The organism is Synechococcus sp. RS9902, assembly GCF_014279635.1.
In the GTDB taxonomy this organism is placed as follows: Bacteria; Cyanobacteriota; Cyanobacteriia; order PCC-6307; family Cyanobiaceae; genus Parasynechococcus.
The window spans coordinates 1822007-1847136 of the sequence record NZ_CP047949.1; the positions used below are offsets into that span (position 1 = coordinate 1822007).

A 25130-nucleotide genomic window follows, 5' to 3' on the forward strand; every position below is an offset into this window, starting at 1 on the left:
CCGCTCCTCTCATGACGCATTCCCATCCCCTTACGGATGGTTGTCCTGATGCTCGCGAAACCAACCAATGTCGCCATCCGCAGAAGAGCGCATTTGAAAGGGGGGGTGCGCGACCCCCCTGAAGGTCGTTGAGACCTGGTTACTGCTTCAGCGGTCTCTGACCTCATTCCCGTTCTAAGGCGCTTCAGAGCGCCAGGGCATGAGCGGAATTACTCCTCAAGGGCACAAAAAAAAGGAGCGGTATCCCTATCGCTCCTTCGGAAACTGAAAGTGGCGCAGGGCGAGACGTCGCCAAGCGACCACTACCTTCACCGATGAGGCGGGACTGCTGTGGGTGCCGTGAGCGTTTTCAAAAAAAGACCCAGGAGTGTTTGACCTCCTGGGTTCCTCGCTCTCATGCGATACGACTGGTCTAACACCGCCTACTGAGTATTTGTGCCTACGGTTTGCCGAACGTCTTAAACGTCAGCAGCAGCACCCCAAGCAGGCGTCTTCAGAGGTTTCCATCCCTGCGCTTGAAGAGACTTCCACAACTGCTCTGCGGCATCTTTCCGCAGATATCGACGTTCCTTGAGCAGCGGCGGACCTTCGGGCATCTGACGCCCTCGGTCGATGAAGACCTTCGGATCTCTTACCCAGGCGGAGTTGTCCCGGTGGAACCGCCAGACCCAATGGTCATTGGCATCGATCAACCATCCCTCTTGCATCACGCCACCTCCGGGCACCAACCCATTTCCGCTTCCCTGCGGACCATCCAGTTCCGGCACCTCTTTGTGAGGTGTTCGCCGTGAGGGACCTGGCGGCGCTGAAGACCGCAGGTCAGAAGCGTGTGGCAGTGCTGGTCGCAGACATAGGTGAAGTGCTGGCAGGTCATACAGACGCAGGACGACCTGGCGCTCTTCAAACCATCAACGAAATCCCATTCCTCTTCCGCCATCGGCCCCTCCTAGTGAGTAGTTCATATGTTCTACCTCTGGTTTGAGGGGTTGGGTCAAGGGGGGAAATCGGAAAAAAGTGCCAGTGGTGGCAACCAAGGGGTAAACGCCCTCTTCCTTCAATGCCGCCACATCTGATGACCACAACTTGAGCACTGCCAAGCAGGGTCGTCGCCGCTGAGGACGCACCCGCCCAAAACGACCTTGCCTGCCTCCAAATCCTTCTCCAGTTGCGAGGTGAAAGAAGGCATCCCCCAAAGGATCTTCGCCACAGGTGTGTGTCCGCACTTGGGGCACTTGGAGGGTTTGCGATTTCGTCTATCCACCCTCGAGCGTTAAGAGGCAGGGATCAGGTTGAACTTGACCTCGTAGCGGTAGAACTCGATGCCCTGGGCGATCTGAAGTGCTCTTCTGATCCGCTTGTCATCGTCCAAAGCGATAATCACGCCCCGAACCCGCTGGTGGTCTTCAGCGATCTCCTCCAGGACATATCCCATGTACCTCTGGATCTGTCCAACCACGGCATCACTTGCTCGTCCCCGCTTCAGTTCGACAACAAGCAACTCCTGCTTGTCCTTGCTGGTAGCGAGTAGGTCAATCGGACCTGTATCCGTGGGGAACTGCTGCCCACTCGATTCCTCCGTTTCATAGAGGTCATGGGTTCTACCAAGAGGAGTGCTGGACCAGTTGGCAACCAGAAAGTCCTCAAGGTGCTTCTCCAGAGCAAAGACGGTGGCGTCCTCAACCGTCGGGTCCTGACTAACGGGTGCCTGGGTCTTCGCCTCACCCTTGATCAGTTGCTCTAACTCCTCGCTGTATTTTGAGATGTTGCTGACGGTTCCGATCGACCCTGCCAAGTTCCGCAGCGATTCGCTCATGTCGGATCGATCAACGAGTTCCTCATGCCAAGCAACAGGACGCCGATGGGGTTGCTCGTCTCCCGGGACATATAGGTACTCGCCAGTGACCTCTCCGACCAGATACCTGCCCTCACCGTTTGGAGACAGGACGATGTCCCCAACCTTGATGCCCTTGCAGACGGAGTACAGGTAACCGCAGGAAAGACTTGCTGCCCCCTTGCTCTTCTCTGGGAAAACGGAGAGATAGATAGGGCGAACCTGCTGGTTGAACTCCCTGGGGTAATCGCCAAGGAACCCTGTTAGGTCTTGATCGATCCCGAAGTGAGCACCGATAAATCCCTGTTAAAGACAGACATCGGCGTACATGCTGCCTTTGCCCAGCATCACGCGGTGAAAGTCCTTCATCCCAGCATACACTCGACAAGTCAGACCTTCATTTTGCTGTTCCGTCCAAAGAGCAAGATCCAGACAAGGCGGGCAAAATAGGGGAAGGCGACTTCCAAACCTTTGTCCTAGAGCAGATCTCTCCCAATCGATCTAGAAAGATAACTAATTTCTAGAACTTGTATTCTCTACACATCACTTTAGCAGAGTGGAGATTGAAGAGTAGTACTGATTTCCCAGTTCTTGAGCACCTTGACTAGAAAAGTGGCAGTTATCATATCTCATACCATTACCATAAATTTTGTCACTATCAGCAGAGACGAAAGCGCCTTCATTATTCTCAGCAATTTCTCGCTGCGCTTCTCTTACTGGGTCCCAACGATTTCCGCCTGAGCATCCTGCTGATACTAAAGCGATGCCAAAATGACTTTCTGGAAAATATTCCTTGGTCTTGTTAACAACTTTTTGCAGGGCATCAGCGTAAGACTCCTTGCTAAGACCAAGTTTGTAATCTTGCGGAATGGGTGACCCGAAAGACATAACATTCTTCAAATCATCTGGATTCGCCCCTTTACCTCTGACATCGCTTTCCCCTTGATGCCAGAGGAATACCTTTGGTGAGAGACCACTCTCTCTCATACCAGACAGAGCAATATCTTGCTGATATGACAGGTGAGTATATGCCCAATCAAGAACCGATGTATTTGCAACTCCAAACGAAGCAACAATAACTGGTCTTGAGGTATTATTTGCGATTTTGATTGCCGTGTATGTAACGACATTGCCCTCTTTACCGTGGGCACCAAGCAAGGGTTCTTTGTATTCATAGCACTTTCCTAATCTCCAATCATATTGAATCAGATTATCGGGCATTAAGTCAGTTAATAATGGTCTAACGAAATTCGACGAATTACTCTGACCAAATGTGACAAGCATTATTCCGTCTTTAGGACATAACACTTGCGTGTATTTGGTGTAAATCATACCCCTACCGATACCCCGCCTGAGAGGGAGGTATATCTTGTTGCGGACAATATTATGTGATTTATACCCAATAGCAAAAGTTCCTGCCAAGATCAGAACGAGGAAAGCAATCTTTTTCACAGTTTTATATTTCCTAAACTCTAGGATATACCAGTTGCAAACTGGAGTCAATGCGATCAAGTTGTTCGCTCCTTCATCAAACCACCCTGTATAAAAATATATTTTCTGACTGCCAGAGAATTTTGACTGCATAAACAATTTATAGAAACCAGCGAAATCTGCATTGACTTAGGAGTGATCATTATCAGTATGCACAGGACTTTTCCAATTCGATCAAGCAAAAGCATTTCATTAATTCTTGTCTTAACAATGCTGCTTTCCCCCGCCTGCTTGTTCGCTTCCTCTGCTTTCTGCACAAATTGCATGTAGATTTCTTACATTTCATATCTGTGCAATAATTATGGAAATCTTTTGATAGTCGTGACAATTCATAAGGCGCGAATTTACAATAAATAACCCAGCATTTTCATGGTTAAACTTGAAAGAATCTAGCATTTAAAAATTGATCATATGGTCATTGACTCATAGTTTATTATTGAACATAATGCCAGTATAATGCAACTATGTCTTCATTAAAGATCAATAGATCGCCGCCAAAAGCATTTATCCACATACACTCTTCTTCCGTCCAGAATCATTGATTAAACACCCTTGATTCTTACTCCACAACTACATCCCCACAAATAGCGCATCCACCCAAGAAGGCGACGACTTGACTGACGATTATCAATCAGAGAAATTTCTTAAGAGTTCAAACATCTTATAGTTGAGGCGGCAAACTAATTAGCGGCATCTTGCAATTAACTTATGCGGCGAAAAAAGACGAAACACGCTCAATTACTTGATAGCAGATATCCAAGATAAGCATTTATACAATAATCTTACCGAGACAGCAGTTTATTTGCAAACAAGAAATTGCTAAATTCATCATATAACTTTTTATTTCCAATACGAGAAAGATGTATACCATCATGAGTATATGATGGTATACATTTATCACTTAAAGGTGGGCAAAGTGCATTGAACTGATCAAATAAATATACAGACGGATTGCTAGTTGCTAAATCCCTTAAAAAGTTATTTACTGGCATTGCCTGCGAAGCAATCTTGTCCCTGAAATAAACTGAAGTTTTGTCTTCACACCAACTAAAATTGTTGAACCACTGAGGATCACTAAGACATTTCGGTATTTCCCCATCAATTCGCGGGAAACTTGTAAAAAGCACAGTACGTATACCTTTCTGTGATGCTTGAATTATCAATTGATTCATAGATTCTTTCCATGCCACAAAAGCATCTTTAAATGTATATTTTTGGTCACTTTCATCAAAGTATAATCTCAATTCACCGTTTGAAATTGGTTTTCTGTATAAACCCCAGTAGTGCTTTTCGAATCGTGAGGATAAGATTAAAATGTCTTCTTCTTGGGCAGAGTCAATGAATGCTTTGTAGGCATTTAGATGTCTTTCATATCGATCATCAAATACCTCAAGCGTTTTAAAAGAATTTGTTCCAGACTCTCTTATCGAGGGAAAGTTTAGACCTGCGTGTGTGTAATACATTATTCCTGCTCCAGTCTCCGTATTTAACCTATTGAGCAAAGAAAGTAAGTGACCTGTTTGACTGTCGCCTATTGATATCAAAGATGGTATATCTTTTTTCTTAGGTGGCAACGTGCACGAAGAAATAAGCTCCTTCCTTGAGAATTTCTTACCGCTAAAGCATTCTTCATTGGATATACCGCCCCAAAGTGGATCTACTTTTCCCAGGAAAATTAATTGAGAATAATTTCGTGAAAAATAAATAGATGCTGCACTCATACTCGCAATTCCGATTCCATAAGCAATTGTGAAACCAGTACTTTTTGACCATCTTTTGTAGCGAAATGGCTTCTCTATCAAATTATTTGATAATATTGCGGCGAAAAGCATTGCTGCAAATTGAATAGGTATTGACCACCAATGAATGCCGATCGTCCAACGACTGATTGAAAGAATCGACCAGTGCCATAAGTAGAGTGAATAAGAAATTAAACCAATATAAACAACCTTCTCGAGGGTAAAAAAGTTGTAAGCAGAAGTTCCCTTTTTCAAGCAAGCAATTAGCACTGCCGTCAGAATTACTATCCCAATGGTCGCTGGAACCGCTGCTGAAACTGGAAAGAACATTACAGTAACAATCGCTGCTACTACCAAAAGGGGAGGAACATGCTCAAGCAATCGCTCAATCTGTGTTCGCTTCTGAAATCCAATAAAAAGCAAGCATCCTGCTGACATTTCCCAAAACCTTGATGGCATTAGAAAGTATGCTGCTGGTTGGTTGATCTGATATAGGTAAATAAAATTGGCAAGAGAAGCGGTAGTTAGTATTCCAATCCAGAAAAATAGGTTTCTCGATCCCTTTATTGATTGCTTCCCAAATCCTGTGAACCAGACAAGAATTGGGAAAAGTAGATAAAATTGTTCTTCTACGCCAAGAGACCAGGTATGAACGAAAGGATTGAGTTCGGTCGATTGAGCAAAGTAGTCGGTCGAATGTTTTAATAAGTAAAGATTTGACAATCCAAACAGTGAAGCACTCCCTGTTCTCAATGCAATCTGTGGATCAGGATCAAAAAGTGAAACGAGCACGCTGGTGATCACAATGAAGACCACCAGAACAGGAATAAGGCGCTTAATTCTTCGCTCATAAAACCCACTAATGAAGTGCTTGAAATCTTTACTTGGTCTTCCGAAAAGCGACGATGTGATGACATATCCAGATATCACAAAGAAAATATCAACACCAAGATATCCACCAGGAAGAATGTCCTTGTTGAAATGGTTGATTATGACGGCAACTACGGCAAATGCTCTTAGTCCGTCAATTTCTGGGCGATAGTGACTCAAATTTGATTTATTATTTTCAATAACAATTTCTCGACCAACACTTTGCGACATTGCAGATGAATTCTATATAATTTATTTTATCCCAAAATTGAGTGTAGCAACATTCTAAGCGCTCCTAACTAAACCTACTTCACTAAACCGTTACATACATCACCAAATGTGTCTGCGCTTCTTGGGTTGCTCCTCTTCTCCTGAGGTGAACAGCACCTGCAAGTCTTTCAGACCAGCAAGTGCCTGGTCTGCACCTTGAGCGAGAGGGTTATTCGCCGAGTCCGTCACGGAAGTCTCCACCCGCCCCGATTTTGAATCCATCTGGACGAGTGCGCCTCCCCCAGTTGAGGGATCTCAGCGGTCATTGCCGAAGACGCATAGCGATGAGAAGCGTTCGGAAACCCAAGAGTTCCTCCGACGAATCCGAACAACCGAAAAAACTGGGTTCTCAGACCCAAAAAGTGTTCGGAAAGGTGTTCGGGTGCTTTGCTCTGGAAACACAGACCCTTTCCGAACGATGGGACGAAAAATCGGATACGCAAGGGTCAGCACCACTCACCAGAACACCGACTCCTAGGTGGATGACCTCAAAGCAGATGGATGCGATGAGGTGTTCTTTGAGAAGGTTTCCAGCACAGCACCCCTGGAACAGAGGCACCAGTTCCGTGTCTGCCTTTCTGTTCTGCGGAAAGGAGATGTCCTCTCTGTTGCCCGTCTTGACCGCATCGGGAGAAGTCAGGTCGAAGTCATCAACCGACTGAACGACCTCCAACAGCAGGGAATCCATGTGCGAACACTGGATGGACTGATCGACACCCAAGCACTGGGGAAGATGGCACCCCTGGTTGTGGGACTGCTGACGGGACTTTCGGAGGTAGAGAAATCTCTGATTCAGGAACGAAGCAGAGAGTCCGTAGAACACCGCAGGAGGACAGGAGGGAACCTTGGGGGGAGACCCAAGACCTCCACCAAGAAAGAGTCCCTGGTGCTTCGTCTAAGGCAGGAAGGGGAGTCCTATCGGTCCATCAAGGAACAGACAGGTCTTGCCCTCGCAACCATCACCCGCATCGTCAAAGAAGCAGAGGTGGTCGCATGAGAGTCGAAATCGAATACCAGGACCAGTTCGGTTCCTGGAAGCACTTCCAGACCAAACACAACGAAGCAGATGCCTTCCGTGTTGCCTCACGCAGAGGACAAAGCACAGGGAAGAGACACCGACTCCTTAGTGCTGACGGGAGTTTGCTGGACCTGATAAATCCATAGGCAGGGGAATCAACCCTCCTCATCAAGGATTCCTTGTAGAGCAAACAACTTGTCTTGCTCCTCTTCCCCGACAATCACATGGACTGATGTGCCGTCAGGGAGGGAGTAGTCCTCAGTAATAACGGCATCGGGATGGACTCCCAAAGAGACCTTTTGACCTTCCAAAAGCATGTAGCAGTGGGTGTTCATGCCTGGGAGGAGAGTTGCTCCACATGCTTGATGGGAGCAGAGAATGGAGCACTCAAAGCACAAACAACTTTACAAATTTTGGTTCCCCTCGATACCAATCATACCTAAGGAAGTCCTCAATAGTGCTTGACTAAATGATACTTTGTGAATAGAATATCTCTGTTATGCTTAGAGAAAATAAGTGTATTCAGATTGCAATAATCAACCCCCTCCGCATTCATGAATCAAAAGAAATTTAGAAGTGTGATAGGTGGCACAATCCATCCCTGCTTATCCAACCTATGAATGAACTCAACCTCCATTCATTCTGGTGTCGTTTCGTCATCGCAAGAAACACACCTACCCACCAGGTTTTCCTAGATGGTTGATTTCAACTCCACTTGAAGAAATAGAGGACACCATTGGTACAGATTCGTTCAATAAACTAATCTTCAAGTTTATGAACGAAACTCCTAAAACTCGCAATAACAAAGACCTTCTCAAAGAAATGAGAAAAATCTACGAAAATGAATGAAAAAAGAAAGAGACACACCTATCCACAGGGTTTCCCTGGTTGGTTATCCTTGGTTCCTGTTGAAGAGATTGAAGATATCATCGGAATGGATGCATTCAACAAACTCGTAGTCAAGTTCAGAGAAGAAGAACTCGGGAACTATAAGAATTTTTTATAAAATAATGCATATAAATTCTTAGGATCTTTCTAAATGTGTTTATAAACTTACCTAAGAAAGCAAACTCACCCTGTTCAATATCGAACGAAGTGAAAATCAGAAAAATCTAAATAGAAGAGATTGAGAATGTATTGAGGAATGCCTGAGGTGCCTCTTCCTTCTAAAAGCACTCTCTCCATAGTATGGGAAAAGTGTATCTACACATAATGACTAAACCATAGAGTTCATCAGTAGAGACAACATAAGAAAACCAATAAGAACAGATCAACAATGAAGTGATGCCTGGAACAACTCTTGCTTATGCCGTACGGAAACACGAAATACAGAAGATGGAGAAGGTGAAGTCCTTGCTCTGGAATCAGACCAAGGACCACCCACAAGGGTCTCCTTACTACTACTCAGTCCTCTACTACGGGAAGTCCTCATCAGGAGGTTCCCTGGACCCTGAGGACTACCGCAAACGATGGGACAGAAGTGAAGTAGTAAAGACCCATGGGTTCGTTTCCCGACTCATTCGCAAGTGCTTCGGAGATGTCCCTTTGTGGTGGTCTCTCGAACGACATGACGACTACGAAGACGATGCGGGAACCAGGAAGAAGGGTTCATTCCATAGCAACTTATACATAGGACATATCCCCGATGAGGTCATAGAAGAACCTTCTCCCTACCTCATGCCTCTCTTCTACAAGGAGGACGACATAGGAGTTCCCATCAACATGAGAGCAGTCAATATGGAGAATCTGAAACTGCTTCTACTGAATGCCTGTATCAGACAATCCAAATGGGTAGGACGACACCATGATTCTCTCTTCCTCGCAGTCGTCCCCCCAGATGAAATGGAAGCAACCTTCCGTTATGGACTAAAAGACATCACACCCGACCTGGACAACTTCGACCAGGTAATCGACTGGAAGAACAGCAGTTTTTACACACCCCACTAAGGAGACCAAATGAAATCAAGAAGCATCTGCTTATCCATCAGCAAACGCAACGAAGACATGGTGGATGTAATCGATGAATATGCGGACATGCTTGGTATGTCCAAGGCATGTGCCGTGTTTCACATCATCAAGGACTACAACCGACTCAAACTCAAAGAACGCATCAGAGAACTGGAAGGTGTCTCATGAACGGGATATTTAATTCAGTAGAAATGAAGATGCTGGAAGAAATCTCAAAGAGAGGTGCCGTTGTCGGGAAGAAGTATTCCGACAAGAAGAAGTATCTGAAAGAACTGGTCCGTCTTCTTTACCTGAACCTATGAGGAAGATAAACCACCCATCATTCACCAATAAAAATATTGCTTCTATGAAAATCAAGATATTGCTTATGACTATCGTTCAACTTCTCTTGATTGATAGACACATCCTCAACTATCCCCAGTTCTGCGGAACAAGAGAGTTTTGCGGAAACTAAAATCGTTCCGTCATCGGCAAAAGAAATATATCCTTTGTCAAAGGTCTTATCCAGATTAGGAAGCAGAAGAAATCCATTATTGACATCCAACCTCTCACGATTATTACTCACCATCCACGGTTTTATGTGAGAGGCAATCAATATCGTTCCGCAAGAACTATCAGGTGCCTGAGTGACAGAACACTTGTTATCCCAATACTCTTCAAGATTTTTCCTAAAAACACCCTGCTTTCTTCTTGCCTTTATGACTGAAATAGTATCCGTTGTGAGAAAAGGATGCGTATCTTCGTCTTCATCTTGCGTTGACAGAGAAGCACTTGAAACCAGATACTTGGAGTAATAATCCATTGCCCTTTTATACATATCATCCCCTGTCTTATTCAAAAGAATATATCTTTCATCTCCTTCAAGACACTGCCTCACATCATCAAAAAGTTCCGCACCACTTACTTGAAGCAGGTTCTTCTTGATGATGCCATATTCAAGACATCTGATTGATAGAGAACCCTTGATTGCGGAGAAATAGTTGCGGATTGTTTTTTGAGACAAATCCGTTGTTTGTTCCAACCAAGAATCAAAATCGATTTTGGACTTATCAGTCATGACCCTAAACAATTACATCAAAAATAGTCATTAAAATGATGGGTTCGTGAATAGCAGTATCTATATTCTAAACCCGGTTTTATATGGGACCCAAAATCCAATCTAAATGCGGACCAGATGAGGCAAGCAATATCAAAATCGACTTTCCGATACAGGTCCTCAAAAAAAATCCCCACAGGAAAACGGGTTCCTGTGGAGTCGCATAGATAGAGAGTGAAGGTCAAACAACGGACAACCTTCATTTCTTCATAGTGAGACAGAGGCAGTGGGTCGTTTCCCTGCCTTTTTATTGGGAACCCTTTGACTCCAACCAGTCCTGATATTCATTCCCAGTCAAAGGAAGAAACTGAATACACTCTGGAAAAGTCAAAGCATGAACAAACTCAGACGGAGTAGGTGTGGAAACTTGGGAATCATGGTCAAGTGATTCCAGGTGGGACTCAATATCATCTTCCTCCAAAAAGTCCCTGAACATGTCGTAGGAGGGAGCAGAGTCGGAAATGACTTCTCCCCAGTTATATACCCATTCCCCACCTGGATGATGGATATAGATGTTGTAAGACCTAGCATCACCATTACTGAGAAGTTTCTCCTGCTCCTCTGGTGTAATCAAAATGATTTTATCATTCATAAGAGTTATCCTCCATTAGCAAGTGAATAAAAGGGAGTTATTACCTGCTCCCCCGTTCAGGAGTTCATCCAAACATCAGAAATAGAAAGTTTTTTATACCTAAACAAACTCCTATTCTTTAGGCAAACCTCATTATCGAACACCAAATCCATATAAAGGTTGTACATGGATTCACTCTCCCAACGTAAATCCCTATCAAAAGAAAGGTCATGCTTTTCCTGAGCAATCCTTTCGCACTTTTTTAGATACTTAGAATGAAGCAAGAGAATATGTTTTAGGGAATCGTAATCGTCTTGACGAAGTTGAGGGATGGTATCAACGATTTTTTGAGGTGTAGCATCAGTCCAATACGGCATAAGAATTCCTCCTATAAAGTAAATGAAAATATGTTTGTTCTCGGTGTTCTCTCACCGATAGGGTTTTGAGTCGGTTTATCGACTATCGACTGCTCAACCATGAGCAAGTTTTACTTTGCTTAGGCACCAATCTTCGACCTGGGATTTCACCCAGACGACAGAACGAGCACCCAAAGGAACTTGCTTTGGAAAATCTCCCTCGTCTATTAAACGATAAATGGTTGATTTACCAAGACCCGTGAGTTCCTTTACCTGAGGAAGACGGATAAGTTGATACTGAGACAGCGTTTTGCGGTGGTCATAGGGGTTTATTGATTACGGCAATCTCGGAGTTAGATTAGTCAGGTAGGGGGTGTCTGACTGAGAAGACCCTTGTCGGGTTAGTGATTATTTGATTTTGAGGAAGTCGGTCGGTGGTCTCCGTTCGTTTGTATGAGCATATTATGACCCAGGGAACCCGACCCGAGGGTTCCCACTGGACACTTTGCCCCCTGACCTTTCAGTGATACCAGGAGGTCCCATGAGGTACCACTAACTCAAATACCCCCCCAAATCATCAGACCTTCATGCCCTGAGAGAGCAAAGCATCACACCAAGAAACCATAAACTTTCTCCTCTCATTCAGCATCTCAGACCTGTCGTATGCCTTGCGAACTTTGTCTCCGATGCTGTGCGACAACTGCCTCTGAATCAGTTCAGCAGGGAAACCAAGGACTTCCTGTCCTGCCGTCATCGGAATGGAACGGACTCCATGTGCCCTGAGAACGGACTTGTATCCCATCCGAATCAGGTGCTGGTTGATGGATGCGGGGTTGATGTGAGGAGTGCCTCTGGACCTATGGGAGAAGAACACGAACTCCTCATCCCCATTCACCTTCCGCAGAGAGTCCAGAACCTCTTTGAGTGGGTCCGTCAGAGGAACCAGGTGGTCTTGCCCGTTCTTCATTCGGGTGCCTGGGATGACCCAGAGGTCCTCTGACTCATCCAGTTCCTCCCATCGCATCGGAACTAAGGAACCAACCCTGAGGAAGGTCATGAAGAGGACCTTCACCGCACCGACCATCACAAGGGTTCCATTTGCTTTGTTCCCCTCCAACTCCTGGAAGAACTGAGGAAGTTGGTCCCACCGCAAGGACGCATGGGGAGTGGGTTTGTGCTTGGTCTTGGTTCCTTTGGTTCCCAGAGCAGGGTTCTGGTCCCTCTCCATCCACCCCTGGTCAATCGCATGGTCAAACACCCCACGCATGACCATCAGGTTCTTCTGTGCCTGGACAGGTGCCCTGACCTCCATGGAACGGAAGTAATCCATCACCTGTTCCCGTCCCTTCTTCCCTCCTGTTCCTTTGTGGTCCCAGGACAGATGCTCCACGGGTGTCTCTGCTCCGAACTTGGGAATCACCTGGTTCCATAAGACATTTCGGTAGTCCTTCTTGGTTCTCTCCTTTGCCGTTGAGGTGGAGAGATAGGACTCACATGCCTGCTCGAAGGTCGGACCTGAGGACTGCTGAACCTTTGCCTGCTGTTCCTCCTTTTTCAGTTCCCTGGGGTCTCTGCCTGTCTCTCTGCTCCAAGACCTGATGCGGTCCCATTCATCTCTTGCCTGCCTGAGAGACCACTTCCCAACACCTTTCCCATAGACACCAATACGCACAGGGACTTGCTTTCCCTTCCTTCCAGGAGGGAACCGCATCCGTCCCTCAAAGGACTTTCCACCCCCTCTGGATTCTGATTCGATGACCAGAATCAGAGAGTCCCCAACTGAAACATTCCGTTTGCGTGGTCCTGCCTGCTCTGCCTTGACTTGCGAGTCAGAGAGAGGCATCTCAAAAATCCAACAACACCAATTTTATCCAACAACACAATCCCTATTTCCAACAACACTTCCAACAACACATTTTCGGGACAACCTGGTTTTTCTTGGGACAAACCAGGACGACCAAGCACTAAAAAAGTCCCTCACCGCAACGGGTTTGGGACTTTCAGGGTCTCAGCAGGACTTACTCAGAACGGAGAGGGTGGGATTCGAACCCACGAGGGTGTTACCCCTACACGATTTCGAGTCGTGCGCGATCAACCGGACTCTGCCACCTCTCCACACGCCCTCAGGCGTGCTCGCAGTTTAGAGGCCGACGAACCGGGCACCTGCTCCATGCTTCAGAAGCCAACGGCGCTGGGGTGCGGAAGGCTTAAACCCCAGCCAGGTTCCGGTGATCATTTGCCGGGGTTCTGATCGCTGCCGCTGCTGCAATGCCCACAAGGCCTGAGGGCTTGGTACCAGCTGCCAGCGCTGATGCCCCACCCGCATCACCAGTGCTCCAGAGCGGGACTGCAGGCGCTGCACCGAGAGGCCATCGCTCCGCAGCATCTGGCCGATGGCGATGGGAGCTTGGCCTTGCTGGGGAGCCTCAACGCGGTGCGCCAGCGCTTGCCAGCAGGCCAGCACGTCTGTGGCCACAGGATCCAAAAACAGCACCCAGTCCAGACGGGCGTGGCCGTGCACAGCGGCGAGCTTCTTGGTCATCCGGCAACTGCGCGCATCGCCATGGGTGCTCACCAGAGCGGCACGCCCACGATGGCGAGCCAGCAACCAGTGACGATCAAACCGCTCCACCGTCACCAAACCATCGCCCAACTGCACGAGGCCGTAGACGAGCAGGGCGGTTGCCAGGGGGATCAACGACCAGCAGCGGCGACAGGGCCCTGCCCCCAGCAACCAAGGCAGCAGGCCCAGCACCAGCAGGGCAACCACCCACACCTGGGGACGTCCGGTGAGCAGTTGTGCCCCAGGCCAGTGGCTGATCCAGCTGGCCATGGTGATCACCAGGCCCGCCAACTGATGAACAGGCCACAGCAGCAGGGGCAGCACAGCCGTAGGCCCCACGAGAACCAACAGTGCCGAGAGCATGGCCAGCAGGGTTAGCGGCGCCAGCAGCGGGGCAACAAGCAGATTCGCAACCAGCGCATACAACGGCATGGCACCGAAATGGAGCAACTGCAGCGGCAGGGTCCGGAGCAAGGCCGCCACAGGGATGGACAACGCTGCTGCCAGGCCCTGGCAGCGATCCGGCAACCACGCCTGAACAGCCTTCTCGAGGCGAGGAGCCGTCAGGATCAGCCCAGCGGTGGCCGCCGCACTGAGTTGAAAACCAATCGATAGGGCCCAGGCCGGGCGCAACAGCAACATGCCGCTGAGCGTCAACAACAACACACCGACTGGACGGCTGTGATGACCTGCCTCACGAATCAGCAAGGCCATCGCAGCCATCAGCACCGCCCGCACCACCGATGGCTGGGCTCCGGCAAGGCAGAGAAACAGCAGCAGCGCCGTGGCCGCCAGGGGAAGCCGCAGGCCAGGAGGCCAGCGGCGGGCCAGCATCAGCACACTGCCGAGCAGTACGGAGAGGTGAAAACCCGATGCCGCAAGGGCATGGGACAAGCCGTTGAGCAACATCGCGCCGCAGATCAGCCAACGGCGTCCATGGACGCTGCAGCACTTCGATGCTCTCGACTCGCAGCTGACTCCAACTGCCTTGGCGGGCCAGACGTTCTGCCGATCCCGATAACAGCGGGTGTACCGCTGACAGCGGACGCCTCAGCACCCCCGTGGCCTGGACACGCCAGCCCTGCAACAGGGGTACAGGGCACTCAGGCAACTGCAGCTCGGTTCGTCCGTCGACCCGACGAGCATCGATCCGATCCACCTCCAACAGACCGGAACACCCCGAGGGAAAACGGCGCACATCGGCAAGCAAGCGCCCGCTGATCGCCACGGCCGCCGGTGGCGTCTGGATCAGGCGAGATGGATCGGATCGGATCGGCGTCGGCGCCCCCCACAACACCCCTCGAAGCACAAGGAGCGCCAGAAGACAGAGGGCAATGGCATCAGCAGAACGACGTCGACGCAGAAACCATCAGGCCGCTGCCTCGAGAGTTCCCCCTTTCAAGAGCGGGAAACCAAGAGCCTCCCGTTCCGCCAGCCAGGCCTCGGCCACCTTGCGGGCCAGGTTGCGGATCCGACCGATGGTGGCGGTGCGCTCCGTCACGGAAATCACGCCACGGGCCTCCAACAGGTTGAAGGTGTGGCTGCACTTCAGAACGAAATCCAAGGCCGGTGCCGGCAGCTGCTTCTCGATCAGATCTGCCGCTTCCGCTTCATAGATGGCGAACAACTGCTTGAGCCGCTCGGGATTGGAGGCCTCAAAGTTGAAGTGGCACTGCCCCTTTTCAAACGGCAGCCAGATCTCGCCATAACTGCGCTCGCTGTTCCAGCTGAGGTCCCAGATGCTTTCCACGTCTTGGAGATACATCGCCAACCGCTCCAGCCCATAGGTGATCTCAATCGAAACGGGCTTGCAATCGATGCCGCCGCATTGCTGGAAATAGGTGAATTGGGTCACCTCCATGCCGTCGAGCCACACTTCCCAGCCCACACCCCAGGCGCCGAGGGTTGGGGACTCCCAGTTGTCTTCGACGAAACGGATGTCGTGGTCAGCGGCCTTGATGCCCAGCGCCTCCAGTGACGCCAGGTAGGTCTCCTGGATGCCATCTGGGGATGGCTTGATCAGCACCTGGTACTGGAAATAGTGCTGGGCCCGGTTGGGGTTGTCGCCATAACGGCCATCGGTGGGGCGACGGCAGGGTTCGGGATAGGCCACGGCCCAGGGCTCAGGGCCAATGGCCCGGAGCACCGTGTGGGGGCTCATGGTGCCGGCACCCTTCTCGGTGTCGTAGGGCTGCAGCAACAGACAGCCCTGGTCCGCCCAGAACCGGTTGAGCGTGCTGATGATGTCCTGAAAATGCACTGGGCCGGGGCGTCCTGGGTTCCGATTCTGCCCAGTGGCCGGTCAGCCCTCCAAAGCCAGGCAACGGTGCAAGTGCGCGATGGCGTGATGGCGATGCGGATTGTTGCCGCTGGGACCGATCATTCCGAGCCAGAAACTGCCATCCCCCTGAAAGACCAGGACGGGCTTTGCACCGCCCTTGCCATGGCAATCCAGCAAGGACATGCAGAGCTTTTCAGCGACCTCCGGCCCCTTGGGGCGCTGGCGCAGACGACGCAACAGTGGATCCACCTGCGAGAAGGAGACGAAACAGGCGCGGTCGGAGTCGGTGATCAGGATCAGGCCATCCAGCCACTGCACTTCCTGAAGCAGCTCTTCAATGCGGGGCAGCAGCTTCGGCAGCGGAAACGCCAAACCGGAACCTCCCCTTAACGTTCTCTTCAGCTTTCCTACGCCAGCGACGGGGGGTGTCGCAAGCGACGCAGGTGAAGATTCATGCCCTAAGGGTCAAAACGCCCATCTGTCCGGCCACAAGCGAGCGGTGGGTCGCTTCGGCAAATCCCGCCTGCCGTGCCAGCCGCTCCTGTTCAGACCCGTTAGGGAAGTGCTCCAGGCTTTTCTCCAGGTAGGCGTACTCCTCCCGTAGGCCCACAGAGGCTGCAGCGGGCACCACCAGGCGACGCAGATAAAAGCGCTGAAAGGCAGCCGCCGCGCCGCTCTGGGGCAGACGGTTGAAATCCAGCACCCCGGCACGCCCGCCGGGCTTCAACAGCCGGCGCAGTTCCTTCAGCCCCTCCAGGGGGTCCGCCAGATTGCGCAATCCATAGGCCATCACCGCACCATCAGCGCAGGCACTGGGCAGTCCGGTGTCGAGGGCATCCCCCTGCTGGAAGGTCACCGGCAACCAAGGCTGCTGCTGCTGGCGCTGGCGGGCGCGCTCCAGAGGAGCAGCGGCGGCATCCAGACCAGTCACCGCGCCAGCGGGGCGAACCCAGCGCCCAAGTTCCAAGGCCAGGTCCCCCGTTCCGCAGCACAGATCCAGCCAATGCTCGCCAGCCACTGGCTTGAGGGAGCGCACCAACTGACGTTTCCACTGGCGATGCAACCCGAAACTGAGCACATCGTTGAGGCGGTCGTAGCGGGGAGCGACAGCGTCAAACAGCTGTTCCACCGCCGCGGGATCACCAGGCTTCATGGACGGATCGTCAGGCCACGGGAAAGCAGATCTTGCTTGATCTGTTCCACGGTGAGAACACCGTCGTGCAGCAACGAGGCCAGCAAGGCTGCGGAAGCATGGCCTCCCTCGGGGCCCACGTCCAACGCCTCAGCGATGTGATCCAGGCAGCCCGCGCCACCGGAGGCGATCACCGGGATGGGGACCGCATCGGCCACGGCCCTGGTCAGGGCGAGGTCGTAACCAGCCTGGGTGCCATCACCATCCATGGAGGTGAGCAGGATCTCTCCAGCCCCGAGACCAGCCACCCGCTGGGCCCACTCCACAACATCGAGGCCCGTGTTCTCGCGGCCTCCCTTCACATACACATCCCAGCCACCGGCATCGCGCCGACGGGCATCAATGGCCACGACGATGCACTGGCAACCGAACTGATCGGCACCCTCCCGAACCAGCTCAGGCCGCCGCACCGCCGAGGAGTTGAGGCTCACCTTGTCGGCACCGGCCCGCAACAACTCGGTGATTCCCTCAACGGTGCTGATGCCGCCGCCAACCGTGAAAGGAATCGTGACCGATTCAGCTGTGCGACGCACCATGTCGATCAGGGTGCCGCGCCCCTCATGGCTGGCTGCGATATCGAGAAACACGAGTTCATCCGCCCCTGCGCGGCTGTAACGGCAAGCCAGCTCCACTGGATCACCGGCATCGCGCAGGCCAACGAAATTGACACCTTTCACCACCCGTCCCCGGGCGACATCCAGGCAAGGAATCAGACGCAGAGCAACCATCGATTCGGCGCAAAAGCGACTGTTAGGGTTGCGCCACTCTCCAAGCCTCGCAGGCCATGTCCCAGGCTGACGCCATCTCGATCGGCTCCAAGGTTCGCGTGACCCGCGTGCGTGATCGCATTCCCCAGGCCATGGTTGACCTTCTTAAGAAGGACGCCAACGGCACGGTGAAGGATTTCCGCACCGTCGACGGCAAGGGAATCGGTGTGGTTGTTGAGCTCAGCGATGGCTCCACCAGCTGGTTCTTCGAAGACGAAATCGCCGCCGCCTGAGGACTATCTCTGTGAGCGACGCGCGTCAGCTGCTTGGGATGAAGGGTGCCTCAGGCACCACCAACATCTGGAAGCTGCGGCTGCAGCTGATGAAACCGGTCACCTGGATCCCCTTGATCTGGGGGGTGGTCTGTGGTGCTGCAGCAAGCGGCAACTACGAGTGGCGTGTGGATCACGTGCTCGCATCCTTCGCCTGCATGTTGATGAGCGGCCCCTTGTTGGCGGGCTTCACACAAACCATCAACGACTACTACGACCGAGAGATCGACGCGATTAACGAGCCGTATCGGCCAATCCCGTCGGGAGCGATTCCCCTGGGCCAGGTGAAGCTGCAGATCTGGGTGCTGCTGCTCGCCGGTTTGGGCGTGTCCTACGGACTCGACCGATGGGCCGGCCACACCACGCCTGTGGTGTTTCTGCTGGCGTTGGGAGGCTCGCTTGTGAGCTACATCTATTCAGCACCGCCGCTGAAGCTCAAGCAGAACGGTTGGCTGGGTAATTACGCCCTCGGCGCCAGCTACATAGCACTCCCATGGTGGGCTGGCCAGGCTCTGTTCGGGCAACTGACCTGGGGCACAGCTCTGCTCACCCTGGCCTACAGCCTCGCGGGTCTTGGCATTGCTGTTGTCAACGACTTCAAGAGCGTTGAAGGCGACCGAGAACTCGGACTTCAGTCGTTGCCGGTGGTGTTCGGCATCGAACGCGCGAGTTGGATCAGCGCCGCGATGATCGATGTTTTTCAGCTGGCGATGGTTGCCGTCCTGATCGGGATCGGCCAGCATTTTGCAGCGGTTCTGCTGGTTCTCTTGATCGTTCCTCAGATCACCTTCCAGGACATTTGGCTGCTGCGAGACCCGGTGGCTTTTGACGTGAAATATCAGGCCAGTGCCCAGCCCTTTCTGGTGCTCGGCATGCTGGTGACCGCTCTGGCCGTGGGCCATAGCCCCTTGACCCAGGTGATGTGAACCGTTCCCGCCTGCACTGGGCACTGATCGCTGGCACAGCAGCTGCAGTGGGCGTGGGCGCTGCTCTAAGCATGCGCGCCCTGACGGAACTGGTGGATGCAACGCTGCCGGATGCCCGGGGGATTGCCAGTTTCAATCGGCCGGGAACGATCACCCTGCTCTCCACCAACGGCAAGGTGATCCAGAAGCTGGGGCCAGCCACGCGGGAGAAGGTCAAACCCGGTGCGATGCCGCCAACGGTGGCTGAGGCCTTTATCGCGGCCGAGGACCGTCGCTTCTATCAGCACGACGGTGTTGATGGCTGGGGAATCGCCAGGGCCATCGTCACCAATGTCCGCCAAGGCGCGGTTCGGGAAGGGGCAAGCACCATCACCCAGCAGCTGGCTCGAACCGTCTTTTTGAGCCAGGACCGCACGATTACCCGCAAACTCAAGGAAGCGGCTCTGGCCATGAAGCTGGAGCGCCAGCTGAGCAAGCAGCAGATCCTCGAGCAGTACCTCAACTACGTTTACCTGGGGTCTGGCGCCTATGGCGTTGCCGATGCGGCCTGGATCTACTTCTCCAAAACCCCGGAGCAGCTCACGGTTCCTGAGGCAGCCATGATCGCTGGGCTGCCGCCAGCTCCATCGATTTATTCACCCCTGGTGAACCCTGATCTGGCCAAGGAACAGCGCTCGATCGTTCTGGACCGCATGGCCCAGGCCGGATTCATCTCCGCCAGCGAGGCAGAGCGCGGTCGCAACAGCCCCCTCGGCCTGAAGCCCGCAACACCCAAATACTTCAACAGTTCAGCGCCTTACTTCACCACCTGGATTGCCCAGGAGCTGCCCAAATTCTTGACGCCAGAACAACTGGAGGTGGGCGGGGTCAAGGTGCGCACCAGCCTGAATCTCGACTGGCAGAAGAAGGCTCAGCAGGTGATTCGAGCCAATGCCCCCTTCGACACCGAAGGCGCGATGGTTTCGATCGATCCCGGCAACGGACTGGTGCGAGTGATGGTGGGCGGCAAGGATTTCTCCAAGAGCCAGTTCAACCGCACCATCCTGGCACTGCGCTCTCCGGGCTCCACCTTCAAGCTGTTTCCCTACGCCGCGGCCATTGATCGGGGCATGAAGCCCGAAACCAAAGTGTTTGATGCCAAGCGGTGCTGGAACGGCTACTGCCCCAAAAACTTTGGCAACAAGTACTACGGCAACATCTCCCTGGCCGATGCCCTGAAGAACTCACTCAACACGGTGGCGGTTCAACTGCAGGACATCGTTGGATTTGATGCCGTCATTGAGGTTGCCAACAACTTCAACATCGGCACCGATCGGCCTCTCGGCAAGTACTACCCCATGGCCATCGGGGCCTACGAGCAAACCATCCTCGACATGACCGCCGCCTATGCCGGCATGGCCAACCGCGGCGTTTTCTTCTCACCCAGCCCCTTTGAGGAAATCCGTGGGCCGAAGAATGAACTGCTTTGGAGCCGGCGCCTGAGCGACAACCGAGGCAAGCGAGCGATTGATAGTGATGTGGCGGACACCATGAACTGGATGCTGCAGCGGGTGGTGACCGGCGGCACCGGCATCGCCGCCAAACTCGATGATCGCCAGGTGGCAGGCAAAACGGGAACGTCAGAGAACACCCGTGATCTCTGGTTCATCGGCTCGATTCCTCAGCTCACAACAGGCGTCTGGTTCGGATACGATGACGACCGCGCCACCAAGAGCACCAGCGGCGAGGCGGCATGGGCTTGGAAACAGTTCATGCTCCAGATCAAGGACGAGATCCCCGTCCGAAACTTCCCCGACAAACCCAAGCTGAAACGCAAAGTGCGCTTGGCTGTCGACCCGAAAACGATCGCCAAGCCACCGAAGACCAAACCAGAGCAGGAGAAGGGGAATAGCAGCGGCGATCCTGATGGAGCTCAACCGACGGGGCAGACCGGCCTGCCCGATCTCACGCCCTTGGCGCCTCCGCCTCGCCAGACCCCCTATCTCTGGAGAGATAGCTCGCCAGGCAGGAGCGTTGATCGCCAGGGACGTCGCTGGACCCGGGATTGATCCAAGGCCTTAAGCCCGCTTCAGCACAGCCGAATAGAAGCCATCTCCTCCGCTGGCTTGATCCGGCCAGAGCTGGCTCTCCTGCTCCAGGCAGAGCGATGGATGTCGCTTCAACAACGCCTGGATCTGTTTCTGATTTTCATCGGGATGAATGGTGCAGGTGGCGTACACCAACACGCCTTGGGGTGCCAACAACGGCACAAGCCCGTCCAGGAGAGCTTGTTGTTGGGGCAAAAGACCACGGATGGATTGGGGCGTCACCCGCCAACGGGCATCGGGGTGACGGGCCAGGGTTCCCAGCCCTGAGCAGGGGGCATCGATCAGGATCCGCTGAAAGGATTCACGCCATTGGGGGCGCTGTTCCAAAAGATTGGCAGCATCAGCAGCCAGGGCATTGATGGAGGCGAGGCCAAGCCGGGCTGCATTGGCCGCAACGCGCTTCAGCCGTCCGGCTGAACGGTCCACAGCCCAGATCTCCGCCTGATCTCCCACCAACTCCGCCACATGGGTGGCTTTGCCCCCCGGAGCCGCACAGGCATCCAAGATGCGATCTCCCGGCTGGGGATCGAGCAGAGGTGCAATCGATTGCGCCGAACAATCCTGCACACACCAATGGCCCTCGGCATAACCAGGCCAGTGGCGCAGATCGCCGCTGTGGCCTGAGATGCGCAGGCCGTCGGGACAACCAACGATGGGCTCGCTGTTGATGCCAGCGGCAGCCAGATCCTTCTGCACCTGCGAAGGGCTCGATCGCAACCGGTTCACCCGCAAATCCAGATCCGGCACACGGTTGCAGGCGCTTGCCACCGCCGCGGCCCCCTCCGCCCCACGCCACTCGATCAACAACTGGGTGAACCAATTTGGCAGGGAATGGGTCTGGGCCAGCTGAGCCGGCAGATCATTGGGCAGTTGCAGGATTTCGCCGGCCTCCCGCGCCCGCAGCGCCGCCCGCAGAACCCCATTCACCACAGGGGCCAGTCGGGCCAATCCCTTGCTGGCTTTGGCCAACTCCACGGCAGTGTTCACCGCTGCTGAATCTGGAATCCGCTCCATCAACAGCAGTTGATAGAGACCCACATGCAACAGCCAGCGCAGCTTGGGCGGTTGCTTCGCGGCAGGCACCTTGCCCAACCGATCCAACCAGGCATCGAGAGTGCGCCGATGGCGGATCGCGCCATAGGCCAGCTCGGTCACCAATCCCCGATCCGAAGGCTTGAGGTCCCGCTCCCGCAGCACCCGCTCCAGCGCCACATCGGCATAAGCCCCAGCTGCAACCGCCTGCAACACATCCCAGGCGAGACGGCGCGGCAGCAGTCCAATCGGAGCCGAATCAGACAAGAGCGACACGCATCAATCCCCAGCATGGGCGTCCGGGTGCCAGAGGAACTGACGCAGCGGCAAGCATCCTTCCTCATCCACCGGAATGCCCTCAACCAGCAGCAGATCCCGCTGGATCCAGTCACTGCCCTCACGGCTGAGGCTCATCGAAATCCGGCCCTGAGCGTTCACGACGCGGTGCCAGGGAACGCTGGACGGGAGTTTGAGCCGCCGCAAGGCCCAACCCACCTGACGCGCACAACCAAATGCACCGATCAAATCGGCGATCTGGCCGTAGGTCGCCAAGCGACCGTGGGGGATGCGGGCCACCTGGCTCCAGACACGCTGATCAAACGTGCCGCCGGAGACGTACGGTTCAACGGAGGGATCCTTGGGCGGGATCTGGATGGCGACGGAAGCGCTGACTTCTTGATTGTCGTTCCAGACCCCAAAGCATGGAAGGACCCCACCTGTTGCTCTCTCCCGACTGACCGCCCATGCCCCTGCTGCCGCGACGGTTTGAGCGGCTGAAATCCGTGCTCAACCACCGCATGGCGGATCTCACGGTGCTGCTCGAACACGTGGAGAAACCGCACAACCTCTCCGCCATCCTGCGCAGCTGTGATGCCGTTGGGGCGCTGGAAGCCCACGCGGTGAGTTTTGACGGGCGACCACGCACGTTCAACAGCACGGCCCAGGGCAGCCAGAAATGGGTGCCTCTGCACGACCATCCCGACACCGCAACCGCCATCCGCCATCTGAAAGAGAAAGGGTTCCGGCTCTACGGAACCCATCTCGGGGTAGATGCCAAGGACTACCGGGAGTGTGACTTCACCGGCCCCACCGCCTTCGTGCTCGGGGCCGAGAAATGGGGGCTGACCGATCAGGCCCGGGACCTGATGGATGAAGCGCTGTTCATCCCGATGCGGGGCATGGTGCAGTCCCTGAACGTGTCAGTGGCCACCGCAACCCTGCTGTTTGAGGCGCTGCGCCAACGCCAGGTGGCCGGCCTGGCTCCAACCCAAGGAGAAGGCCTGAAACCAGAGCAATACCAACAGTTGCTGTTTGAGTGGTCCTACCCCGATGTGGCCCGCTGGTGCCGGGAGCAGGAAAGGCCTTACCCCCCCTTGAATGAGGAAGGAGAGCTGATGGAGGAGTTGCCGCGAACTGTGAAGCTGCGCTGCTGATCCAACGGAAAACTTGTATCTCAGTGAACCCTGGGCCATAACCGAAGCAGCGGATTGTCAGCAATGGACAACAAACAGCTGCACCAGTACGCGGTCACCTACCACTGCGGCAACGAATGGGGCGAAGAAATGCTCCAGTCCGACGATCTCAGCCATGCCGTGGAGGCGGCTCACGCCATCTTCCCTAGCTCCTGCCGGATTTCGATCCGTGAGGTGAAGGCCCCGAAACCAGCCTGAGATCAACGCGGTCGCCGCGGCACCCCAGGCAACTGAACCGCGGCGACTAACACTGCCGTTTCGAGCAGCAGATTGCGGCTGACCAGCACAACCACCAGCAACAACGTGGCGGTCAGGATCCGCTCAAGCAAGGCGATCACGTCATCGGTGCTGTCGCAGCTTTTTTTCCAGAGCAACGCGGCCATGCTCAGCAACAGCAAGCTGATCCACCAGGCCATCACACCGGTGCCGATGGAGTCAGTCTGACGCAGGCCGGGCTTCTGCGCTGCTCACCCAAGCCTCGATGCCCTCGCCAAGGAACGACAGACCCAAGACCAACACAAACATCGCCAGACCGGGAAACAGCGCCGTCCACCACACGCCGGTGGGCACTGCCGCGAGGGCCAGGTTGAGATCACCACCCCATTCAGGCACCGTCTCCGGCAGGCCCAGGCCAAGAAATCCCAATCCCCCAAGCACCAACACCGCATCGGCTGCATTGAGGGTGAGCAGCACCGGTACGGAGGTGATCACGTTGCGAAACAGGTAGCGCCGCAGAATCCAGAGCGGGCCCGCCCCGAGGCTCTGGGCGGCCTCCACAAACAGCTCGCTCTTCACCTGGGCTGTTTGGTTGCGCACCACGCGGAAATACTGCGGCACATACACCACACAAAGGGCGGCGGCGGCATTGGGGATGCCCTTGCCCAGCAGAAAGGCCAACACCACCGACAGCAACAACACCGGCAGCGTGTAAAGCGTGTCCATCAGCAGCACCATCAGGCGATCGACGGCGCCACCGAAATAACCACTCACCATGCCCAGGGGCACACCCACCAGCAGGGCCACACCCACTGCCAGCAACACCACCTGAAGTGCCACTCCACTGCCGGCCATGGTGCGCACACAAACATCACGGCCAAGCCGGTCGGTGCCGCACCAATGGGTCCAGCTGGGACCGGAGTAGATCGGGTTCTCCAGGCCGGCATTGGCATCGGGAAGGATGCCAACACCCACCAACAAGGGCGTGATCAAGGCCACCAGCAGGTAGATCCCCACAATCACCAGGCCCCAGCGGGCCATGCGGGTGGAGAGGCTGCGGGTCACGGGCAGGTTGGCCTCAGGCAGATGCATTGTCTCCCGAACCGCGGAAG

25 protein-coding genes, 1 tRNA gene and 1 pseudogene are annotated in these 25130 nt (G+C 53.8%); 7 read left to right on the forward strand and 20 right to left on the reverse strand.

All coding sequences use genetic code 11. The features are described from left to right. Positions 1-458: 458 nt before the first annotated feature. The 4 genes from SynRS9902_RS10055 to SynRS9902_RS10070 form a co-directional block, all read right to left on the reverse strand. Positions 459-767, reverse strand: a complete 309-nt coding sequence (locus tag SynRS9902_RS10055) for a DUF1651 domain-containing protein (protein ID WP_370586298.1) — start codon at positions 765-767, stop codon at positions 459-461. A 503-nt stretch (positions 768-1270) separates the two neighbouring features. Beyond that, positions 1271-1813: an endonuclease NucS domain-containing protein gene (locus SynRS9902_RS13545; RefSeq protein WP_222929461.1), complete on the reverse strand. Its 543-nt coding sequence runs from the start codon at positions 1811-1813 to the stop codon at positions 1271-1273. Positions 1814-2374: 561 nt separating this feature from the next. Beyond that, the gene (locus SynRS9902_RS10065) at positions 2375-3415 is read right to left on the reverse strand and encodes a sialate O-acetylesterase (protein ID WP_186509023.1); all 1041 of its coding nucleotides are present in this window, start codon (positions 3413-3415) and stop codon (positions 2375-2377) included. Between the two features lie 689 nt (positions 3416-4104). Then, entirely contained in the window at positions 4105-6162 is a 2058-nt protein-coding gene (locus tag SynRS9902_RS10070) for an acyltransferase family protein (protein WP_186509024.1), read from the reverse strand. A gap of 517 nt (positions 6163-6679) precedes the next feature. On the opposite strand from SynRS9902_RS10070, the gene SynRS9902_RS10075 reads away from it, so the two are divergent. Then, positions 6680-7198, forward strand: coding sequence for a recombinase family protein (locus SynRS9902_RS10075; RefSeq protein WP_255446108.1), 519 nt, complete (start codon positions 6680-6682; stop codon positions 7196-7198). A gap of 176 nt (positions 7199-7374) precedes the next feature. Here the strand turns inward: SynRS9902_RS10075 and SynRS9902_RS10080 are convergent, their stop codons facing one another. Further along, complete coding sequence (locus SynRS9902_RS10080) at positions 7375-7554, reverse strand: hypothetical protein (protein ID WP_186509025.1); 180 nt, start codon at positions 7552-7554, stop codon at positions 7375-7377. A 949-nt stretch (positions 7555-8503) separates the two neighbouring features. On the opposite strand from SynRS9902_RS10080, the gene SynRS9902_RS10085 reads away from it, so the two are divergent. After that, a complete protein-coding gene (locus SynRS9902_RS10085) occupies positions 8504-9166 on the forward strand; it encodes a hypothetical protein (protein ID WP_186509026.1) in 663 nt (220 codons plus the stop codon). Positions 9167-9506: 340 nt separating this feature from the next. Here SynRS9902_RS10085 and SynRS9902_RS10090 read toward each other — a convergent pair whose 3' ends face one another. The 11 genes and pseudogenes from SynRS9902_RS10090 to hisF all read right to left on the reverse strand — a co-directional run bounded on the left by SynRS9902_RS10090 (position 9507) and on the right by hisF (position 17974). Then, positions 9507-10244, reverse strand: coding sequence for an HNH endonuclease (locus tag SynRS9902_RS10090; protein WP_186509027.1), 738 nt, complete (start codon positions 10242-10244; stop codon positions 9507-9509). A gap of 286 nt (positions 10245-10530) precedes the next feature. Next, positions 10531-10875: a hypothetical protein gene (locus SynRS9902_RS10095; protein ID WP_186509028.1), complete on the reverse strand. Its 345-nt coding sequence runs from the start codon at positions 10873-10875 to the stop codon at positions 10531-10533. Between the two features lie 449 nt (positions 10876-11324). Then, positions 11325-11543 (reverse strand): helix-turn-helix transcriptional regulator, encoded by a 219-nt coding sequence (locus SynRS9902_RS10100; protein WP_370586343.1) that lies wholly within the window; start codon positions 11541-11543, stop codon positions 11325-11327. A gap of 244 nt (positions 11544-11787) precedes the next feature. Continuing rightward, a complete protein-coding gene (locus tag SynRS9902_RS10105; protein WP_186509029.1) occupies positions 11788-13053 on the reverse strand; it encodes a site-specific integrase in 1266 nt (421 codons plus the stop codon). Between the two features lie 185 nt (positions 13054-13238). Then, positions 13239-13325 (reverse strand) — tRNA-Ser (locus SynRS9902_RS10110). Positions 13326-13350: 25 nt separating this feature from the next. Further along, positions 13351-14682: a ComEC/Rec2 family competence protein gene (locus tag SynRS9902_RS10115; RefSeq protein WP_255446109.1), complete on the reverse strand. Its 1332-nt coding sequence runs from the start codon at positions 14680-14682 to the stop codon at positions 13351-13353. 100 nt (positions 14683-14782) lie between these two features. Then, a pseudogene (locus SynRS9902_RS13740) lies at positions 14783-15082 on the reverse strand (competence protein ComEC); the annotation flags it as partial. 60 nt (positions 15083-15142) lie between these two features. Next, complete coding sequence (gene glyQ / locus SynRS9902_RS10120) at positions 15143-16033, reverse strand: glycine--tRNA ligase subunit alpha (protein WP_186509030.1); 891 nt, start codon at positions 16031-16033, stop codon at positions 15143-15145. 42 nt (positions 16034-16075) lie between these two features. Further along, a complete protein-coding gene (locus tag SynRS9902_RS10125; RefSeq protein WP_114988475.1) occupies positions 16076-16426 on the reverse strand; it encodes a hypothetical protein in 351 nt (116 codons plus the stop codon). Between the two features lie 79 nt (positions 16427-16505). After that, positions 16506-17207, reverse strand: coding sequence for a bifunctional demethylmenaquinone methyltransferase/2-methoxy-6-polyprenyl-1,4-benzoquinol methylase UbiE (ubiE, locus tag SynRS9902_RS10130; protein ID WP_186509031.1), 702 nt, complete (start codon positions 17205-17207; stop codon positions 16506-16508). After that, a complete protein-coding gene (gene hisF, locus SynRS9902_RS10135) occupies positions 17204-17974 on the reverse strand; it encodes an imidazole glycerol phosphate synthase subunit HisF (protein WP_186509032.1) in 771 nt (256 codons plus the stop codon). The genes ubiE and hisF overlap by 4 nt, the downstream gene beginning before the upstream one ends. 56 nt (positions 17975-18030) lie before the next feature. Between hisF and SynRS9902_RS10140 the strand changes: the two genes are divergently transcribed. Genes SynRS9902_RS10140 through SynRS9902_RS10150 form a run of 3 tightly spaced genes read left to right on the forward strand, consistent with a single transcriptional unit; the run spans position 18031 to position 21259 of the window. After that, positions 18031-18246, forward strand: coding sequence for a DUF2862 domain-containing protein (locus SynRS9902_RS10140; protein ID WP_114988478.1), 216 nt, complete (start codon positions 18031-18033; stop codon positions 18244-18246). A gap of 11 nt (positions 18247-18257) precedes the next feature. Next, a complete protein-coding gene (gene chlG / locus SynRS9902_RS10145; RefSeq protein WP_186509033.1) occupies positions 18258-19211 on the forward strand; it encodes a chlorophyll synthase ChlG in 954 nt (317 codons plus the stop codon). Then, positions 19208-21259: a transglycosylase domain-containing protein gene (locus SynRS9902_RS10150; protein ID WP_186509034.1), complete on the forward strand. Its 2052-nt coding sequence runs from the start codon at positions 19208-19210 to the stop codon at positions 21257-21259. Before chlG ends, SynRS9902_RS10150 begins: the two co-directional genes overlap by 4 nt. Before the next feature lie 9 nt (positions 21260-21268). Here SynRS9902_RS10150 and SynRS9902_RS10155 read toward each other — a convergent pair whose 3' ends face one another. Both SynRS9902_RS10155 and SynRS9902_RS10160 read right to left on the reverse strand, forming a co-directional pair. Beyond that, positions 21269-22606 (reverse strand): 16S rRNA (cytosine(967)-C(5))-methyltransferase, encoded by a 1338-nt coding sequence (locus tag SynRS9902_RS10155; protein ID WP_186509035.1) that lies wholly within the window; start codon positions 22604-22606, stop codon positions 21269-21271. A 3-nt stretch (positions 22607-22609) separates the two neighbouring features. Then, positions 22610-22978: an MGMT family protein gene (locus SynRS9902_RS10160; protein WP_186510612.1), complete on the reverse strand. Its 369-nt coding sequence runs from the start codon at positions 22976-22978 to the stop codon at positions 22610-22612. Positions 22979-23073: 95 nt separating this feature from the next. Here SynRS9902_RS10160 and trmH point away from each other — a divergent pair, with 95 nt between their 5' ends. Together trmH and SynRS9902_RS10170 are read left to right on the forward strand one after the other, a co-directional pair. Continuing rightward, on the forward strand, positions 23074-23763 hold the full coding sequence (gene trmH, locus SynRS9902_RS10165) for a tRNA (guanosine(18)-2'-O)-methyltransferase TrmH (protein WP_186509036.1): 690 nt from the start codon (positions 23074-23076) through the stop codon (positions 23761-23763). Positions 23764-23826: 63 nt separating this feature from the next. Beyond that, positions 23827-24000 (forward strand): hypothetical protein, encoded by a 174-nt coding sequence (locus SynRS9902_RS10170; RefSeq protein WP_170950570.1) that lies wholly within the window; start codon positions 23827-23829, stop codon positions 23998-24000. 2 nt (positions 24001-24002) lie between these two features. Here SynRS9902_RS10170 and SynRS9902_RS10175 read toward each other — a convergent pair whose 3' ends face one another. Both SynRS9902_RS10175 and SynRS9902_RS10180 read right to left on the reverse strand, forming a co-directional pair. Beyond that, positions 24003-24218: a hypothetical protein gene (locus SynRS9902_RS10175; protein WP_186509037.1), complete on the reverse strand. Its 216-nt coding sequence runs from the start codon at positions 24216-24218 to the stop codon at positions 24003-24005. Positions 24219-24237: 19 nt separating this feature from the next. Next, on the reverse strand, positions 24238-25110 hold the full coding sequence (locus tag SynRS9902_RS10180) for an ABC transporter permease (protein ID WP_186509038.1): 873 nt from the start codon (positions 25108-25110) through the stop codon (positions 24238-24240). Positions 25111-25130 lie beyond the last annotated feature (20 nt).